The 17,175-nt window shown below is 71.4% G+C and carries 15 protein-coding genes; 12 read left to right on the top strand and 3 right to left on the bottom strand.

Annotated elements, in window-relative coordinates; translation table 11 throughout:
- Positions 1–33 precede the first annotated feature (33 nt).
- From hutU to hutI, 4 genes are all read left to right on the top strand, one after another.
- Complete coding sequence (gene hutU, locus IEJ02_RS36160; RefSeq protein ID WP_191068670.1) at positions 34–1,695, top strand: urocanate hydratase; 1,662 nt, start codon at positions 34–36, stop codon at positions 1,693–1,695.
- 128 nt (positions 1,696–1,823) lie between these two features.
- Complete coding sequence (locus tag IEJ02_RS36155) at positions 1,824–3,035, top strand: allantoate amidohydrolase (protein WP_191068686.1); 1,212 nt, start codon at positions 1,824–1,826, stop codon at positions 3,033–3,035.
- Positions 3,026–4,504 carry a formimidoylglutamate deiminase gene (locus IEJ02_RS36150; RefSeq protein WP_275560996.1) on the top strand — a complete coding sequence of 493 codons (1,479 nt, stop codon included), beginning with the start codon at positions 3,026–3,028 and terminating at the stop codon, positions 4,502–4,504. Before IEJ02_RS36155 ends, IEJ02_RS36150 begins: the two co-directional genes overlap by 10 nt.
- Positions 4,505–4,563: 59 nt before the next feature.
- Positions 4,564–5,742: an imidazolonepropionase gene (gene hutI, locus IEJ02_RS36145; RefSeq protein WP_191068669.1), complete on the top strand. Its 1,179-nt coding sequence runs from the start codon at positions 4,564–4,566 to the stop codon at positions 5,740–5,742.
- A 96-nt stretch (positions 5,743–5,838) separates the two neighbouring features.
- On the opposite strand, the gene IEJ02_RS36140 is transcribed toward hutI, so the two are convergent.
- Positions 5,839–6,786, bottom strand: a complete 948-nt coding sequence (locus IEJ02_RS36140) for an RNA polymerase sigma factor SigF (protein WP_137978273.1) — start codon at positions 6,784–6,786, stop codon at positions 5,839–5,841.
- A gap of 253 nt (positions 6,787–7,039) precedes the next feature.
- On the opposite strand from IEJ02_RS36140, the gene IEJ02_RS36135 reads away from it, so the two are divergent.
- From IEJ02_RS36135 to IEJ02_RS36110, 6 genes are all read left to right on the top strand, one after another.
- The gene (locus IEJ02_RS36135; protein ID WP_137978272.1) at positions 7,040–7,408 is read left to right on the top strand and encodes an STAS domain-containing protein; all 369 of its coding nucleotides are present in this window, start codon (positions 7,040–7,042) and stop codon (positions 7,406–7,408) included.
- A gap of 183 nt (positions 7,409–7,591) precedes the next feature.
- On the top strand, positions 7,592–8,101 hold the full coding sequence (locus tag IEJ02_RS36130) for an ATP-binding protein (RefSeq protein ID WP_191068668.1): 510 nt from the start codon (positions 7,592–7,594) through the stop codon (positions 8,099–8,101).
- A gap of 172 nt (positions 8,102–8,273) precedes the next feature.
- Complete coding sequence (locus tag IEJ02_RS36125; protein WP_191068667.1) at positions 8,274–9,023, top strand: LPXTG cell wall anchor domain-containing protein; 750 nt, start codon at positions 8,274–8,276, stop codon at positions 9,021–9,023.
- Positions 9,024–9,049: 26 nt separating this feature from the next.
- Positions 9,050–10,129, top strand: coding sequence for a COG1470 family protein (locus IEJ02_RS36120; RefSeq protein ID WP_191068666.1), 1,080 nt, complete (start codon positions 9,050–9,052; stop codon positions 10,127–10,129).
- Positions 10,126–11,199 (top strand): hypothetical protein, encoded by a 1,074-nt coding sequence (locus IEJ02_RS36115; protein WP_191068665.1) that lies wholly within the window; start codon positions 10,126–10,128, stop codon positions 11,197–11,199. The genes IEJ02_RS36120 and IEJ02_RS36115 overlap by 4 nt, the downstream gene beginning before the upstream one ends.
- Position 11,200: 1 nt before the next feature.
- Entirely contained in the window at positions 11,201–12,628 is a 1,428-nt protein-coding gene (locus tag IEJ02_RS36110; protein ID WP_191068664.1) for a hypothetical protein, read from the top strand.
- A 143-nt stretch (positions 12,629–12,771) separates the two neighbouring features.
- Here IEJ02_RS36110 and IEJ02_RS36105 read toward each other — a convergent pair whose 3' ends face one another.
- A complete protein-coding gene (locus IEJ02_RS36105; protein ID WP_191068663.1) occupies positions 12,772–14,298 on the bottom strand; it encodes a peptide MFS transporter in 1,527 nt (508 codons plus the stop codon).
- 325 nt (positions 14,299–14,623) lie between these two features.
- Here IEJ02_RS36105 and IEJ02_RS36100 point away from each other — a divergent pair, with 325 nt between their 5' ends.
- Together IEJ02_RS36100 and IEJ02_RS36095 are read left to right on the top strand one after the other, a co-directional pair.
- Positions 14,624–15,304: a response regulator transcription factor gene (locus IEJ02_RS36100; protein WP_020870789.1), complete on the top strand. Its 681-nt coding sequence runs from the start codon at positions 14,624–14,626 to the stop codon at positions 15,302–15,304.
- A 22-nt stretch (positions 15,305–15,326) separates the two neighbouring features.
- Positions 15,327–16,577 (top strand): sensor histidine kinase, encoded by a 1,251-nt coding sequence (locus IEJ02_RS36095; RefSeq protein WP_191068662.1) that lies wholly within the window; start codon positions 15,327–15,329, stop codon positions 16,575–16,577.
- Positions 16,578–16,601: 24 nt separating this feature from the next.
- On the opposite strand, the gene IEJ02_RS36090 is transcribed toward IEJ02_RS36095, so the two are convergent.
- The gene (locus IEJ02_RS36090) at positions 16,602–17,129 is read right to left on the bottom strand and encodes a GtrA family protein (RefSeq protein ID WP_164434490.1); all 528 of its coding nucleotides are present in this window, start codon (positions 17,127–17,129) and stop codon (positions 16,602–16,604) included.
- Positions 17,130–17,175 lie beyond the last annotated feature (46 nt).

Below are 17,175 nucleotides of genomic sequence, written 5' to 3'. Positions count from 1 at the left end.
CGAACCAGTTGATGGCACAGGGAGGCTTGGCCCATGACAGGACCGCGACCCGTACGGGCGCCGCGTGGTGCAGAGCTCAGCGCCCGGGGGTGGCAGCAGGAAGCCGCCCTGCGGATGCTGCAGAACAACCTCGATCCGGAGGTCGCCGAGCACCCCGACAAGCTCGTCGTCTACGGCGGCACCGGTAAGGCGGCCCGCGACTGGCGCTCGTTCGACGCCATGGTCCGCACCCTGCGCACGCTGAAGCAGGACGAGACGATGCTGGTCCAGTCGGGCCGCCCCGTGGGCGTCATGCAGACCCACGAGTGGGCGCCTCGGGTGCTGATCGCCAACTCCAACCTGGTCGGCGACTGGGCCAACTGGGAGGAGTTCCGCCGCCTGGAGGCGCTGGGCCTGACCATGTACGGCCAGATGACCGCCGGCTCCTGGATCTACATCGGCACCCAGGGCATCCTCCAGGGCACGTACGAGACCTTCGCCGCGGTCGCCGCGAAGAAGTTCGGCGGCACCCTGGCCGGGACGATCACCCTCACCGCGGGCCTCGGCGGCATGGGCGGCGCCCAGCCGCTGGCGGTCACCATGAACGACGGCGTCGCGATCTGCATCGACTGCGATCCGCGCGCCATCGAGCGCCGTATCGACCACCGCTACCTGGACGTGCGCGCCGACAGCCTGGACCACGCGCTCCAGCTCGCGACCGAGGCCCGGGACGCCCGGCGCCCCCTGTCGATCGGCGTGCTGGGGAACGCGGCCGAGCTGGTCCCGCAACTCCTCGAGATGAACGCCCCGATCGACATCGTCACCGACCAGACCAGCGCCCACGACCCGCTGTCGTACCTGCCGGTCGGCGTGGACTTCGACGAGATGGCCTCGTACGCCGCCGAGAAGCCCGCCGACTTCACCCAGCGGGCGCGCGAGTCCATGGCCCGGCACGTCGAGGCCATGGTCGGCTTCATGGACGCGGGCGCCGAGGTCTTCGACTACGGCAACTCCATCCGCGGCGAGGCCAAGCTGGCGGGCTTCGAGCGCGCCTTCGCCTTCCCCGGCTTCGTCCCCGCCTACATCCGGCCGCTCTTCTGCGAGGGCAAGGGCCCGTTCCGCTGGGCGGCCCTGTCCGGCGACCCGAAGGACATCGCGGCCACGGACAAGGCGATCCTGGAGCTCTTCCCGGAGAACGAGTCGCTGGCCCGCTGGATCAAGATGGCGGGGGAGCGGGTCCACTTCCAGGGGCTGCCCGCCCGTATCTGCTGGCTCGGCTACGGCGAGCGCGACAAGGCGGGCGAGCGCTTCAACGAGATGGTCGCCGACGGCACCCTCGCCGCACCGCTGGCGATCGGCCGCGACCACCTGGACTGCGGCTCGGTGGCCTCCCCGTACCGCGAGACCGAGGCCATGCTGGACGGCTCGGACGCGATCGCCGACTGGCCGCTGCTCAACGCCATGGTCAACGTCGCCTCGGGCGCCTCCTGGGTCTCCATCCACCACGGCGGCGGCGTCGGCATGGGCCGCTCGATCCACGCGGGCCAGGTCACGGTGGCCGACGGCACGGCGCTCGCGGGCGAGAAGATCCGCCGCGTCCTGACGAACGACCCCGGCATGGGCGTCATCCGCCACGTGGACGCGGGCTACGACCGAGCGGACGAGGTGGCGCGGGAACGAGGCGTGCGGATCCCGATGCGCGAGGAAGAAGCGTGAGCGACGATCGTCATCCGGTTGCGGAAACCCCTGCGGGGGGCGGGGCGCCGTCGCCGACCGCGGGTGCGGGTGTGCCCACCCGTTCCGCCCCCGCGGAACGACTGCCCACACCCGTTTCCTTCCACGAGATGTGGGCGGACCTGAGGCCCATCGGCCGCAACACGACAACGAACGGCTACCGCCGCTACGCCTGGACAGAAGCGGACGCCGACTGCAGAACGTGGTTCAAGGAGCAAGCCCAGAACCGCGGCCTCACCTACGAAGTGGACCGCAACGGCAACCAATGGGCCTGGCTGGGCGACCCCACCGCGGGAGACGCCGTCGTCACCGGCTCCCACCTCGACTCCGTCCCCGACGGCGGCGCCTTCGACGGCCCGCTGGGCGTCGTCTCCTCCTTCGCCGCCCTCGACGAGCTCCGCGCACGGGGCGCCCGCCCCACCAAACCGCTCGCCATCGTCAACTTCGGCGACGAGGAGGGCGCCCGTTTCGGCCTGGCCTGCGTCGGCTCCCGGCTGACGAGCGGGCAGCTCGGCGTCGCGCAGGCGCATGAGCTGCGCGACGCGGACGGGTTGAGCCTGCCCCTAGCGATGGAGCGCGCCGGTTACGACCCGGACGCCATCGGCCCCGACCCGGAGCGGCTGGCCCGCATCGGCGCGTTCGTCGAGCTCCACATCGAGCAGGGGCGCGCCCTCGCGGCGCGGTCCGACAGCGGCTCCGCCGCGGGGGCCGCCCCCGTGGGCGTCGCCTCCGCGATCTGGCCGCACGGCCGCTGGCGGTTCGACTTCCACGGCGAGGCCAACCACGCCGGGACGACCCGGATCGAGGACCGCCGCGATCCGATGCTCACCTACGCCAACACCGTCCTCGCCGCCCGTAAGAAGGCGAAGCTCGCCGGGGCGCTGGCGACCTTCGGCAAGGTCAGCGTCGAGCCCAACGGGGTCAACGCGATCGCGAGCCTGGTCCGCGGCTGGCTGGACTCGCGCGCCACCGACGAGGAGACCCTGGCCGCCGTGGTCGGCGAGATCGAGCGCGCCGCGGTCGAGCGCGGACAGCGCGACGGGGTGGACGTCCGGGTCACCCGGGAGTCCTTCACCCCGGTCGTGGAGTTCGCCCACGACCTGCGTGACCAGCTCTCGGGCCTGCTCGGCGGCGTCCCGGTGCTCCCCACCGGGGCCGGGCACGACGCCGGTATTTTGTCCGCGTCCGTTCCGACGGCCATGCTGTTTGTAAGGAACCCCACCGGCGTCTCGCACTCACCCGCGGAGACGGCGGGCGAGGACGATTGCCTCGCCGGTGTGGCCGCACTCGCGGAGGTACTGGAGGGCCTGGCGTGTCACTGACGGCGCAGACGTACTGGGCGGAGCACGCCTGGGTGAACGGAAGCGTGCGGTCGGACGTGGTGATCGTGGCCGCGGCCAATGGGCGGATCACGGCGGTGGTGCCCGGGAGTCCGCGGCCGCCCGCCGGGTCCGTCACGCTCCGTGGTCTGACGCTCCCCGGCCTGGCCAACGCCCACAGCCACGCCTTCCACCGGGCCCTGCGCGGTGTCGTCCAGGCGGACAGCAGGGCGGACGGCACGCCGGACGGCGAGACGGACGGTGAGACAGGAGCCGAGACGGGCGACGAGACGGACGACGAGACGGCAGGCGCGGCGAACGGCCGGGCCGACCAGCGGCGCAAGGGCGCTCCGGACTCCTTCTGGACCTGGCGCGAGGTGATGTACGGGGTCGCCGACCGGCTGACCCCGGACAGCTACTTCGAGCTGGCCCGGGCCGTCTACGCCGAGATGGCCATGGCCGGGATCACCTGCGTCGGGGAGTTCCACTACCTCCACCACGCGCCCGGCGGCGCCCGCTACGGCAACCCCAACGCGATGGGGGAGGCCCTGATCGCGGCCGCGGCCGAGGCCGGTATCCGGATCACCCTGCTCGACACCTGCTACCTCTCCTCCGGTTTCGGGGCCGAGCCCAACGAGCACCAGCTGCGCTTCTCCGACGGCACCGCCGAAGCCTGGGCCGAGCGGGTCTCCGGGCTGAAGGGCGACGGCAACACCCGCATCGGCGCGGCGATCCACTCGGTGCGGGCGGTCCCCGTCGACCAGCTGGCGACCGTGTCCGGCTGGGCCGACGCGCACACGGCGCCCCTGCACGTCCACCTCTCCGAGCAGACGGCGGAGAACGACGCCTGTGTGGAGGCACACGGCTTCACCCCCACCCGGCTGCTCGCCGACCACGGGGTGCTGGGCCCGCGGACCACCGCCGTGCACGCCACCCATCTCACCCCGGGCGACATCCGGCTGCTGGGCCACGCGTCCACCGGTGTCTGTATGTGCCCGACCACCGAGCGTGACCTCGCTGACGGGATCGGCCCGGCCGCCGAGCTGCAGAGCGCGGGCTCACCGCTCTCGCTGGGCAGCGACAGCCATGCCGTGATCGACATCCTGGAGGAGGCCCGCGCCATGGAGCTCGACGAGCGGCTTCGCACCCGCGCCCGGGGCCACTGGACCGCGGCCCAGCTGCTGCGGGCCGCCACCGCGGACGGTCATGCGGCGCTCGGCTGGGGCGCGGAGGCGGGCCGGATCGAGGTGGGGGCGCTCGCCGACCTCACCACGATCGCGCTGGACTCGGTGCGCACCGCGGGGCCGCCGCCCCGGCTGGGCGCGGAGACCGCCGTATTCGCGGCGACCAGCGCGGATGTCCGGCACACCGTGGTCGGCGGCCGCCATGTCGTACGGGACGGCGCCCATCAGCTCGTCCCGCGCGTGCCGCAAGCGCTGGCCGAGGCCATCGAAGCCCTGCACGGACCGTGATCCGGCCGCTACCGGCACGGCCGCTACCGGCACGGCCGAAGAAGGAGAGCACCCCCACGATGACCACCGCGACGCCCACGACGGCCATCACCGACATCGCCACTCTGGTCACCAATGACCCCTCCCTCGGTGAAGGCCCCCTCGGTCTGATCCAGGACGCGGCCGTCGTCATCGACGGCGACCGCATCGCCTGGGTCGGTGAGTCCAGCAAAGCACCCGCCACCGACAATCGGGTCGACGCCGGTGGCCGGGCCGCCATTCCGGGCTTTGTGGACTCCCACTCCCATCTGGTCTTCGCGGGCGACCGGACCGAGGAGTTCAACGCCCGGATGTCCGGCCGCCCGTACAGCGCGGGCGGGATCCGCACCACCGTGGCCGCCACCCGCGCCGCCTCGAACAACGTGCTGCACGCCAACGTCGGCCGCTATGTGGCCGAGGCGCGCCGCCAGGGCACCACGACCGTCGAGATCAAGTCCGGCTACGGGCTGACCTCGCAGGACGAGGCCCGCGCTCTGACCATCGCCGGTGCCCACACCGACGAGGTGACCTTCCTCGGGGCGCATATCGTCGCCCCCGAGTTCGCCGACGACCCGGCCGGGTACGTGGATCTGGTCACCGGCCCGATGCTGGACGCCTGCGCCCCGCACGCCCGCTGGATCGACGTCTTCTGCGAGCGGGGCGCCTTCGACGGCGACCAGGCCCGCACCATCCTGACCGCGGGCAAGGAGCGCGGGCTGATCCCGCGGGTCCACGCCAACCAGCTCTCCTACGGCCCCGGGGTGCGGCTGGCGGTCGAGCTGGGCGCCGCCTCCGCCGACCACTGCACCCATCTGACCGACGAGGACGTGGACGCGCTGGCCCAGGGGGAGACGGTGGCCACCCTGCTCCCGGGAGCGGAGTTCTCCACCCGCTCGACCTATCCGGACGCGCGCCGGCTGCTCGACGCGGGCGTCACGGTCGCCCTGTCCCCGGACTGCAACCCGGGCTCGTCCTTCACCAGTTCCATGCCGTTCTGCGTCGCCCTGGCCGTACGGGAGATGGGGATGACCCCGGACGAGGCGGTGTGGGCCGCCACGGCCGGTGGGGCGCGGGCCCTGCGCCGTACCGACGTGGGCCGGGTGAGCCCGGGCGCCCGCGCCGATCTGGCGCTGCTGGACGCCCCGTCGCATGTGCACCTCGCCTACCGCCCCGGCGTGCCCCTGATCTCGGCGGTGTGGCATGAGGGCACCTTGATCTGACGGCACGGCGGAGACAGGGACAAGCGCACGACACAGACACGAATAAGGGCCCGTCCCGGTGATCCGGGGGCGGGCCCTTATCCGTCTGCGGAGGCGTCACTCCTCGATCATCAGACCCTTGCGGAGCCGACGGAGGGTGCGCGACAGCAGCCGCGAGACATGCATCTGGGAGATGCCCAGTTCCTCACCGATCTCCGACTGCGTCATATTGGCCACGAAGCGCAGGGAGAGGATCTTCCGGTCGCGGGCGGGCAGATCGGCGATCAGCGGCTTCAAGGACTCGACGTACTCGATGCCTTCGAGCCCGTGGTCCTCGTATCCGATCCGGTCCGCCAGCGCGCCCTCGGAGTCGTCCTCCTCCGGCTGGGCGTCCAGCGAGCTCGCGGTGTACGCGTTGCTCGCGGCCATGCCCTCGACGACCTCGGCCGGGCTGATGTCCAGCCGCTGGGCCAACTCGCCGACGGTGGGGGCGCGGTCGAGCCGCTGGGCCAGCTCGTCGCCGGCCTTGGCCAGGTCGAGACGGAGCTCCTGCAGCCGCCGCGGCACGCGCACCGACCAACTGGTGTCGCGGAAGAAGCGCTTGATCTCACCGACGATCGTCGGCATCGCGAAGGTCGGGAACTCCACGCCCCGGCCCGGCTCGAAGCGGTCGATCGCCTTGATCAGGCCGATGGTGCCGACCTGGACGATGTCCTCCATCGGCTCGCTGCGGGAGCGGAACCGGGAGGCGGCGAACTTGACCAGCGCCAAGTTGAGCTCGACCAGGGTGTTACGCACATAGGCGTACTCGTGGGTGCCTTCCTCCAGCACCTCGAGACGTTCGAAAAGGGTCTTCGACAGAGCCCTCGCGTCCACCGGTGCTACCGTGTCATACGGCGGGATTTCCGGCAGATCGGACAATTCCGGCAGTTCGTCGAAGAGGTGGCCAACGGTCGCCGGGGCGTCAACGTCGGGGGTGAACTGCTCGGGCAGGGGGGCCGACGAAACGGTGGTCCGAGTACTCCCCGTGGGTTCGGTACGCGTGTCGTCGAGGCGGGGTGACATAGTCTCCTCCATCGTTCTTCGGCATATGGCTGCCGGTGCCATAACGTGCTGCTCCGGTGAGCGGCGCCTCCAAAGCCGGGCCGTAAGTGGATGTGACCCTCTAGGCCTACCTGCATCGGCCACCAAGTGGCAAGTCCACGTTGTCCATATTTGCCGAACTATGCGAAATGTTCGGCTACCGGAGCGGCGGGTAGAAGGCGTAGGGTTCGATGCGCGCAATCGAAAGCAACGAGACGCCAGAAGAGGTGCGCAGATGGACCGCGGGATGGTCGGCAGCGCCAGCAAGGGCCGGCTCCAGGTCGAGGTTCGGCACCACGGGGCGAGTGCGGTCGTCACACCGGTGGGTGAGCTGGACCACCACACCGCCGAGGTGCTGCGTGAGCCGCTCGAGAAGTGCGTGGAGGGGGGACGTGTCCGGCTGGTGGTGGACTGCTCGAAGCTGGAGTTCTGCGACTCCACCGGGCTCAATGTCCTCCTCGGCGCGCGGCTCAAGGCCGAGGCCGAAGGCGGCGGCGTCCACCTGGCCGGAATGTTGCCGATCGTTGCCCGGGTGTTCGAGATCACGGGTGCGGACGCCGTGTTTACCGTGCATGAGTCGCTTGACGCCGCCCTTGTCGAGTGACGTAGATCACTCCTGTTTCCGGCGTGTCATCGATGGGTCATCGGTGCGTTGCCCGCGTCACATCGGTGGGGCGGAAGTAGTGGGTGTTCTCACGCTTTGGCCGGGCAGGAGACAGGCTGAAACTGTTGAAGAGATCAGGTATCCCTTGTCCCTGAATCGGTGAATCGGTGAGGTGAAGCGCTGATGAGCACCACCCGGCCGTACCCGCCGGGCGACCGCGGCCCGGACCCGGACGGCCCCGCCGCTTCGGCCTCCCCACCGGCCCCCCCGACCGCCGGCCCCATCCGTCAGATCCGCAGGCTCCATCTGATCGGTGCCAGCGGCGCCGTGCCGCGCGCCCGCGATTTCACACGCGAGGCGCTGCGCGACTGGGGGTGGCTTCCGGCCGCGACCGCCGACCACCGGGCCGCCGCCGAGGATGTGCTGCTCGTCGTCTCCGAACTGGTCACCAACGCCTGTCTGCACGCCGACGGCCCCGAGGAACTGCGCGTCAGCTGCAACGCCAAAGTGCTCCGGCTCGAGGTCGTGGACCTCGGCACCGGTACGCCCGCGCCGCGCACCCCGCACCGCGCCGGACGGCCCGGCGGCCACGGCATGTTCATCGTCCAGCGGCTGTGCCTGGACTGGGGGGTCGTGCGGAACGTGGAGGGCACCGGCAAGACGGTCTGGGCCGAACTCGCCGCACCGGGCTGAAGAGCACGGCTCCGGCCCCACGATCCCGCTCTCGCGCACCCCTTCCCCCGTCACACGCCGATCCGGCGTGCTCTTTGTCTTCCCTTGACAAGGTCCCCGGCGTACCGTCAGCGCCCAATCTGATGTGCCGTCAGTTACATCACGGCTGCGGCGCTTGACGAGAGGGGAACTCGTGGTGTCCCACAACCAACGCCGTCCGGCCGGCCGTGGCGGCGCCTTTACGCTCGCGGCGGCCCTGGCCGGCTCCGTGGTACTCCTGACCGCCCCGGCCGCGCACGCCGACACCGTGGACGTCGACTACCAGTGCAAGACGCCGATCGGCGACAAGAGCGCCGTATCGCCCATCGACATCAAGAGCGTCGCGAGCGGCGGCTCCTACAAGCTCACGATGTCCTTCCAGAAGGGCGTCTCCTCCAGCCCCGTCGAGCTCGGCAAGGGCGCCATGCACCCCAGCGCGCTCATCAAACTGGGCGGAGCGGAGAGCGGCACGCTGTCGGTGTCGGGCCCCACCAACGACAAGGCCATCCCCGCCAACACCCCGATCAAGATCAGTGACCTGTCGGGCACCTACACCCCCAAGAAGAGCGGAAAGGTCACCTTCACCGCCTCCACGCTCACCATCAAGGCGCTGGGCACGACCACGACCTGCACCCCCGGCAACAACCCCAAGCCCTCGCTGACGCTGGACGTCAAGGCCGCGGGCGGCGGCGGAGACTCCGGCACCACCGGCGGTACGGGCGGTACGGGTGGCAGCAGTACGGGCGGCTACGGCGGTGCGCAGGGCGGCTCCGGCAACGACCAGCTGCCGCAGACCGGACCGACGGACTCCGCCGTCGCGCTCGGCACCCTCGGCGGCACGGTGCTGCTCGCCGGAGTGGCCGGGGCGCTCTGGCTGACGCGCCGTCAGCGTCCCACTCCCTGACACGCGCGGCAGCCGAGGAGCCGCCGATGCCGTCGCGTATCCGTGCAGCGATCCATGCCGCCATCCGCCCGGCCGTGCGGGCAGCCGTACGCCGGGCCGTGCGGGCAGTCGTCCGCCCGGCTGTCCGGGCAGCCGTGGGCCCGGCCGTCCGTGCGGCCGTCCGCCCAGTCGTGCGGGCAACCGTGAGCCCGGTCGCCCGCGCGGCCGTCCGCGCCTGTGCCGTGACCCTGCTGGCCGCCCCCCTGGTGAGCCCCGTGTCGTGGGCCTCCACGGCGGCCGCCGCCGGGCCCGACTGGTCGGCGGCCCCCGCCGCCGGGGGCGGCGGCGCACCGGGCGCCGGCGACCGGCCGTACATCTACCTCGAAGGCGGGCCCGGCGCCGTCCTCGAGGACAAGCTCTCGGTCACCAACCGGAGCGAGCACCCCCGCACCGTCCGGCTGCGCGGCGGCGACGGCGCCCGGATCGCGCTCGCCGAACGGCGGGTGACGGTGCCGCCCCGCACCCGCGCCGACATCCCCTTCACCGTCACCGTGCCCTCCGACGCGGTGCCCGGTGAGCGCCCCGGCGCGGTCATGGTCTCCTCCGGCGGCCGGGAGGTCGCGGTCCGGCTGCGGCTGCGGATCAGCGGCGCGACGCTGTCCGCCCTGACCGTCGAGGATGTGACGGTCCAGGAGCGCGGCGGCGGGGCGGCCATCCGCTACGCCCTCGTCAACCGCGGCAACACCGTGCTCACTCCACGGCTGGCCGTACGCGCCGACGGGCTCTTCGGCCAGGTGCTGCGCCGCGGCCTCCGCACCCTGCCGGTCGAACTGCCGCCGGGCAAACGGGTCCGGCTCACCGAGAGCTGGCCGGACCCGCCCGCCCTCGACTCGGTGGACGTGACGCTCACCGTCACCGCGGGCGGGGGCGCGCACGCCACGGCGACCGCCGGCTACACGGCCGTCCCCTGGTGGCTGCTCGCACCGGTGGCCACCGCCTTGGTGGGCGCCGGGGGAGGCGTCTGGCTGCTGCGCAGACGACGGCGCCGACCCGGCACACCGCGACCGCAGCCGCAGCCGGAACCGCAGCCGCAACCGCAGCGCACAGGGGCAGGAGCGACCACGTGAACGTACGCCGACACCCAGGCACCCCGGTCCGGCCCTCCGCCGTGGTCACCGTGCTCGCCCTGGTTCTCATCAGCCTCGGTGCGCCCCTTACGGGTGGCGCCGCGGCGGCCGATGGCCCGACCGCGAAGGTCTCCAAGACCGAGGCGGGCACGGGCGGCACGGTCACCGTGACCGGCGCCCGCTGGCGGCCGCGTGCCCTGCTCACCCTGCTCATCTGCGGGCAGAACATGATCGGCGGCACCAACTCCTGCGCCAACGGCGACGGCAGGGCGGTCACCGTCGGCAAGGACGGCACCTTCACCAAGAAGCTGCCGGTGTCCGAGCCGCCCAAACCCTGCCCCTGTGTCATCCATATAGCGACCGTCACCGGCGAGGCCGCCGCCGCGGACGTGCCGTTCAAGGTCGCCGGGCACCCGGTCGCGCCGCTGCCGAAGGAGCAGACCGGGGGCGAGCGGCTGAGCGTGCTCTCGGCCCGGCTCGACGGCTCCAGCGGGCTGCTGACCTGGTTCGGCGCACCACCCAGGCGAAAGCTCGTGGTCACCGTCGGCAACCTCGGCTCGACCCCGGCCCGCGACCCGGTCTTCGAGGTGGGCACCTCGCACGGCGTCTTCGCCCCCTCCTGGGAGGAGCAGCGCTGGCGGGGGACGATCCAGCCGGGGAAGAAGGCACAGGTCAAGCTGGACGTCGAATTGTCCGCCGGGGCCCATGGCGACTATATGGTCTCCCTGCGCTACGGCCACAAGCTGCTCGTCGAACAGCCGTGGGCGGTGGGTCGGCCCTGGGGCGTGACGCTCTTCTGGGTCCTGCTGTGCGTGGTGGTCTCGGCGACGCTCTTCCGGATCGGCATGGCCGTCGTGGACAAGGTACGGCCCCGTACGGCACGGACCGCGCCTCCACCGCCCCTGCCCCCGCTCCCGCCCTCGTCGCCGCCGTCCGGACCGGCCGCGGCGGACGGCGCACCGCCGGCGCTGCCCTGGTTCACCCCGGACACCGCGCCGGAGGCACGGCCGCACCACCAGATTTCCGCACCGACCGAGGAGATCCGACCGACCCCGAAAGGAACCACGTGAGATGCGACCAAGAGTGAGTGCGGCCGCCGTCGCGCTGCTGCTCGGCGGTGCGGGCGTGCTGCTCGGCGCGGGCAGCGCGGAGGGCGCCGAGGTCTCGTACCAGACCGAGTGCTTACCGCCCCCCATCTCCGGTCTGCCCCCGGTGGAGGGCACCACGACCGTGGCCGTGACGGCACCGGAGACGGCGAAGGTCGGGGACGAGGTCGAGGTGGTGTGGAAGACGGTGCAGGCCGCCTCCAAGAACCCGCCCATCCTCGACCTGGAGGCCGACACCGTGCTGCCGACCGGCACCATCACGGTGGGCGGCGCCCAGACCGGCGAACTGGCCATGGAGGGGCCGCGGGAGAACCCGGCGATCCCCAAGGGCGGTGAGATGAAGCTCTCCGACATGAAGGGGAAGCTGAAGCTCACCAAGGCGGGAGAGGTGACGCTGACGCCCGGCGGCTACAACATCAACGTCAGCAAGCCGCTGTCCACGGACACCAAGTGCTCGGCGAAGGAGGCCGTCAAGGCCGCCGCGACCATCAAGGTGACGGACGGCGGCAGCGGTCCGGGCGGCACGACGAGCGGCACGACGAGCGGGACGACGAGCGGCACGACGAGCGGGACGACGAGTGGCACCACGAGCGGGACGACCAGCGGTACCACGAGCGGCACCACCAGTGGAACGACGAGCGGGACGACCGGCGGCACCACAAGTGGCACCACGGGCGGCACGACCAGCGGCACCACCGGTGGCGGGGGCGGCGGAGGCGATTCCTACACCGGTAAGGAGGTTCAGGTCGCCTACGCCTGCAAGACCCCCATCGGCGACAAGAACGCGACCTCCCCGGTGCGGATCAACGCCACCAAGAGCGGCGGGAACTTCGAGCTGACCGTGAAGTTCGGCAAGTCCGTGATGGACAGCCCGGCCGACATCCCCGCCGGTTCGGTCAAGCCGTCGATGGCCGTCAAGGTCGGCGGCGCGGACAAGGGCACCGTCGCCGTGGCGGGGCCGACCAACAAGGGGCCCATCAAGTCCGGCGACCCGATCGAGATCCCCGACCTCACCGGCACCTACAAGCCGGGTGCGAGCGGCAAGTCGACGCTCACCCCCGGCGTGCTGACGGTCAAGGCGCTCGGTACGACCACCACCTGCACCCCGTCCAAGGACCCCGGCGCCTCGCTGGAACTGGACACCACCGGCCAGCCCGGCGGCACCACCGGCGGTGACTCGACCGGCGGCGGCACCTCGGGTGGCGGCACCTCCGGTGGCGGCGGTTCGGGCAGCGGCGGCGGTTCGGCCGCCAGCGGCGGGCTCGCCGAGACCGGTGCCAGTGACCACGGCGGGCTGAAGGCGCTCGCCCTGATCGCCGGTACCACCGTGCTGCTCGGCGGCGCCATCTTCACCCTCACCCCGTGGCGCAAGCTGCGCGGCACCACCCGCTGAACCGGCCGTAAGGAAGCCCACTCAAAGGACGAGGGGCCCGACGCGGATCTCCCCGCGCCGGGCCCCTCGTGAGCCTCTTAGGGCCTGTCTGGGGTTGTTCAGATCACAACCCCAGACAGGCCCTAAGGGCGTCCTCTCGGACCTCAGTGGACGTCGGCCATCAACGCCACGACCTTCTTCCGGTACATGAAGACCGCGAAGCCCGCGAGCGCCGCCATCGTCGCCTCCAGCGCGATCACCCCGACCCCGCTCAGGTCGACCCCGGCGATGGACAGCAGGCCCGTCACGCAGTCGCCCGCGGTCACGGCCAGGAACCACACGCCCATCATCTGGCTGGCGTACTTCGCCGGTGCCATCTTGGTGGTCACCGACAGGCCGACCGGCGACAGGCACAGCTCACCCATCGTCTGGATCATGTAGATCGACACCAGCCACAGCGGGCTGACCTTGGTCCCGTCCCCGGCCATCCCCATGGGCACGACGAAGACGAAGAACGAGGCGCCGACCAGGACCAGGGCCATCGCGAACTTCAGCGTGGTGTTCGGCTCCCGGTCACGGCGCGCCAGCCACAGCCACAGCCAGGCGAAGACCGGCGCCAGCGCCATGATCAGCAGCGGGTTCACCGACTGGAACCACGAGGACGGGAAGTGCAGCCCGAAGATCGTGTCCGCGGTCTTGGAGTCGGCGAAGGCCGACATCGTCGAACCGCCCTGGTCGTAGATCATCCAGAACACGGCGGCGGCCACGAAGAACCAGATGTAGCCGCTCACCTTGGTCTGCTCGACCGCCGAGAGCTCCCGGTCGCGCTTGATCCGGATCAGCACCCCGGTCGGGATGATCAGGCCGAGGACGGTGATCGGGATCAGCACCCAGTTGAGGGTCCAGCTGCCGCTGAGCACCACGCCGGTGTAGAAGACCGCGGCCACGATCAGCCAGATCATCGCCTTGCGCAGCCAGGAGCGGCGCTCCTCGGCCGCCAGCGGCGTCGGGACGACACTGCTCTCCGCGCTCAGGTGGCGGGTGCCGATCAGGAACTGGACCAGGCCCAGCGCCATGCCGAGGGCGGCGAGCGCGAAGCCCAGGTGCCAGTTGTACGACTGGCCGACGGTGCCGATCACCAGCGGAGCGGCGAAGGCGCCGAGGTTGATGCCGATGTAGAAGATGGTGAAGCCGCCGTCCCGGCGCGGGTCCTGCGGACCGTCGTAGAGCTGGCCCACCATCGTCGAGATATTGGCCTTGATCAGACCGGAGCCGAGCGCCACCAGGCCGAGGCCGGCGAAGAAGGTCGCCTGGCCGGGGACGGAGAGCGCCAGATGCCCGGCCATGACGACGCCGGACGCGATCACCACCGTCTTGCGAGGACCCCAGACCCGGTCGCCGAACCAGCCGCCCGGCATGGCCAGCAGATAGACCATGGCCAGGTACACCGAGTAGATGGCCACCGCGTTGCCCTCGGTCATCCCGAGTCCGCCGCCCTGCCCGCCGTCCTTGGCGTCGGGGCCACCGGAGATCAGATAGACCACGAGGAGGGCCCGCATGCCGTAGAAGCTGAACCGCTCCCACATCTCGATCATGAAGAGAGTGGCCAGGCCGCGGGGGTGGCCGAAGAAGGTTTTGCCGCCGGCAGGGGTCCCCTGCGCGGTGGCGCCCTTCGTCAGGCTGGACGCCATGGTGGTTTCCTTGCGTGCTCAGGGAGCGCTGCCGTCGGGCCAGCGCCCTGTGGGGGGTGGCTGAGCGACTGAGCGGCCGGGCGTGGCCGGGCCGGTTGTGGTGCCGACCTCGTCCCGCTCCGGACATGACAGAGACCTTTGGGTGCGTCGTCGCCACCAAAGGTCCCGGAGGAGTGCTGCAGACGTTGTTTCACCATACGACACGTTCTTGACACCTTTGGGGACGGTGAGAGATAGCTCACGGCGAGGCGTGCAACCGTCCGTGCTCCGTCCGTCACGCCCTACGCGCCCCGTGCCCCGACCTCAGCGGACTACCATCACCCCCATGACCCGAGTACTGCTCGCCGAGGATGACGCATCCATCTCGGAGCCGCTCGCCCGCGCCCTGCGCCGCGAGGGGTACGAGGTCGAGGTGCGTGAGGACGGACCCACCGCGCTCGACGCCGGTCTGCAAGGGGGCGTCGATCTGATCGTCCTCGACCTCGGCCTGCCCGGGATGGACGGGCTGGAGGTCTGCCGTCGGCTCCGTACGGAGGGCCATGGCTTTCCGGTGCTGGTGCTCACGGCCCGCGCGGACGAGGTGGACACGGTGGTCGGCCTGGACGCCGGCGCCGACGACTACGTGACCAAGCCGTTCCGGCTCGCCGAGCTGCTCGCCCGGGTCCGGGCGCTGCTGCGGCGCGGTGCCGTCGAGACGCAGCAACAGCAGCCGGCCACCCACGGGGTGCGGATCGACGTCGAGTCGCACCGCGCCTGGATGGGCGACGAGGAGCTGCAGCTGACCGCCAAGGAGTTCGATCTGCTGCGGGTCCTGGTGCGGGACGCCGGGCGGGTGGTCACCCGCGACCAGCTGATGCGCGAGGTGTGGGACACCACCTGGTGGTCCTCCACCAAGACTCTCGACATGCACATCTCCTGGCTGCGCAAGAAGCTCGGTGACGATGCGGCCAACCCCCGCTATATCGCCACCGTCCGCGGTGTCGGCTTCAGATTCGAGAAAAGCTGACCAGGGCTGACACGGTAGGGCCATGCGCCGTCGCTTGATCAACTCCACTCTGGCCGTGGTGCTCGTCGTCATCGCGGTCTTCGGCCTGTCGCTGGTCATCGTCGAGACGCGGACCATCGAGAACAGCGCCCAGGAGAGCGTGAGCTCCGACGCCGTGCGCCTGGTCAGCATCGTCGACAGCAGGCTGCTGGGCGGCGAGGGGGTCACCCCCCGGGTGCTGCGCGAGCAGATCGAGCCCGGGCGCTACGCGGTGATCAGGATGCCCGACCACCGCACGGTGGAGATCGGCAAGCGCCCCACGGGCAGTGTCATCTCCGCCGACGAGCCGGGGGAGCAGGGCGAGGTCGTCCGGGTCGAGGCGTCCCGCTCCACGGTGAGCCGCGAGATCGGCCGCACCATGCTGATCATCCTCGCGGTGGCGCTGCTCGCCGTGCTCGCCGCGGTGGCCCTCGCCGTACGCCAGGCGCACCGGCTCTCCGCCCCGCTCACCGATCTCGCGGAGACCGCCGAGCGGCTGGGCTCCGGAGACCCCAGGCCGCGCCACCGGCGCTACGGGGTGCCGGAGCTGGACCGGGTCGCCGACGTCCTGGACGCGAGCGCCGAGCGCATCGCCCGGATGCTCACCGCCGAGCGGCGGCTGGCCGCCGACGCCTCCCACCAGCTCCGTACGCCGCTGACCGCGCTGTCGATGCGGCTGGAGGAGATCACGCTCACCGACGACCCGGAGACGGTCAAGGAGGAGGCGACGATCGCGCTGGGCCAGGTGGAGCGGCTCACCGATGTCGTCCAGCGGCTGCTGACCAATTCGCGCGATCCGCGCAGCGGCTCCGCGGTCGCCTTCGACCTGGACGAGGTCGTCAAGCAGCAGATCGAGGAGTGGCGCCCGGCCTCGCGCAGCGAGGGCCGCGCCATCGTGCGCTCGGGTAAGAAGGGGCTGCGCGCGGTGGGCACCCCGGGCGCGGTCGCCCAGGTGCTGGCCACGCTGATCGAGAACTCGCTGATGCACGGTGACGGTACGGTCGCGCTGCGTACCCGCGTCACCGGCAACCAGGCCGTGGTGGAGGTCTCCGACGAGGGGCCCGGGGTGTCGCCGGACCTGGGGGCGCGTGTCTTCGAGCGCACGGTCAGCGGACGCAACTCCACGGGTCTCGGGCTCGCCGTGGCGCGGGACCTGGCGGAGGCGGACGGCGGCCGGCTGGAGCTGCTCCAGCAGCATCCGCCGGTGTTCGCGCTCTTCCTCAGCCGGGAGGCCGAGGACTCCTCGGACTCCTGAGCGGCCCTGCCCTGCCGCTGGGCGCTACTTCCTGACCGGCTGCTTCCGGGTGGCCTGGGCGGGCGGCGCCTCGGACAGGAAGGCCTCCGCGCGCTCGACGGCCTCCCGCGCGGGCAGCGTACGGAACACCCAGGTCCGGTAGGACCAGAAGCGGAAGAGGGTGCCCAGGCCGATGCCGAGGAACTTGAACACATTGCTCTGGAGTGAGCTGTCCCACCCGAAGCCGTACGTGGCGGTGTAGAGCACCCCGTTCTCGATGATCAGGCCGATGGCGCTGAACAGCAGAAAGAGGCTGAGCTCCTTGGTGCGGCCCTGCTTGTCGCGGTCCCGGTAGGTGAAGTACCGGTATCCCAGGTAGTTGAAGCCGGTGGCGACCACCGTGGCCACGATGCTGGCCCGCACCACGGGCAGTTCGGTGACCCCGCGCACCAGGTTGAACACCGCGAGATTGACGAAGACGCCGGCACCGCCGACCACCCCGAACTTCGCGATCTCGCGGGTCAGTTGCCCCATCCGGGCACGCAGCCCACCGAGTGTGCTCCGTTCACTCATGGTGATCGTTCAGCCCCGTCCCGTCGGCGTCATCAATCCCCCCATG

The organism is Streptomyces sp. 5-10 (assembly GCF_014712245.1).
Taxonomy (GTDB): Bacteria; Actinomycetota; Actinomycetes; order Streptomycetales; family Streptomycetaceae; genus Streptomyces; species Streptomyces violaceusniger.
This window is presented reverse-complemented; position numbering and strand designations above follow the sequence as displayed.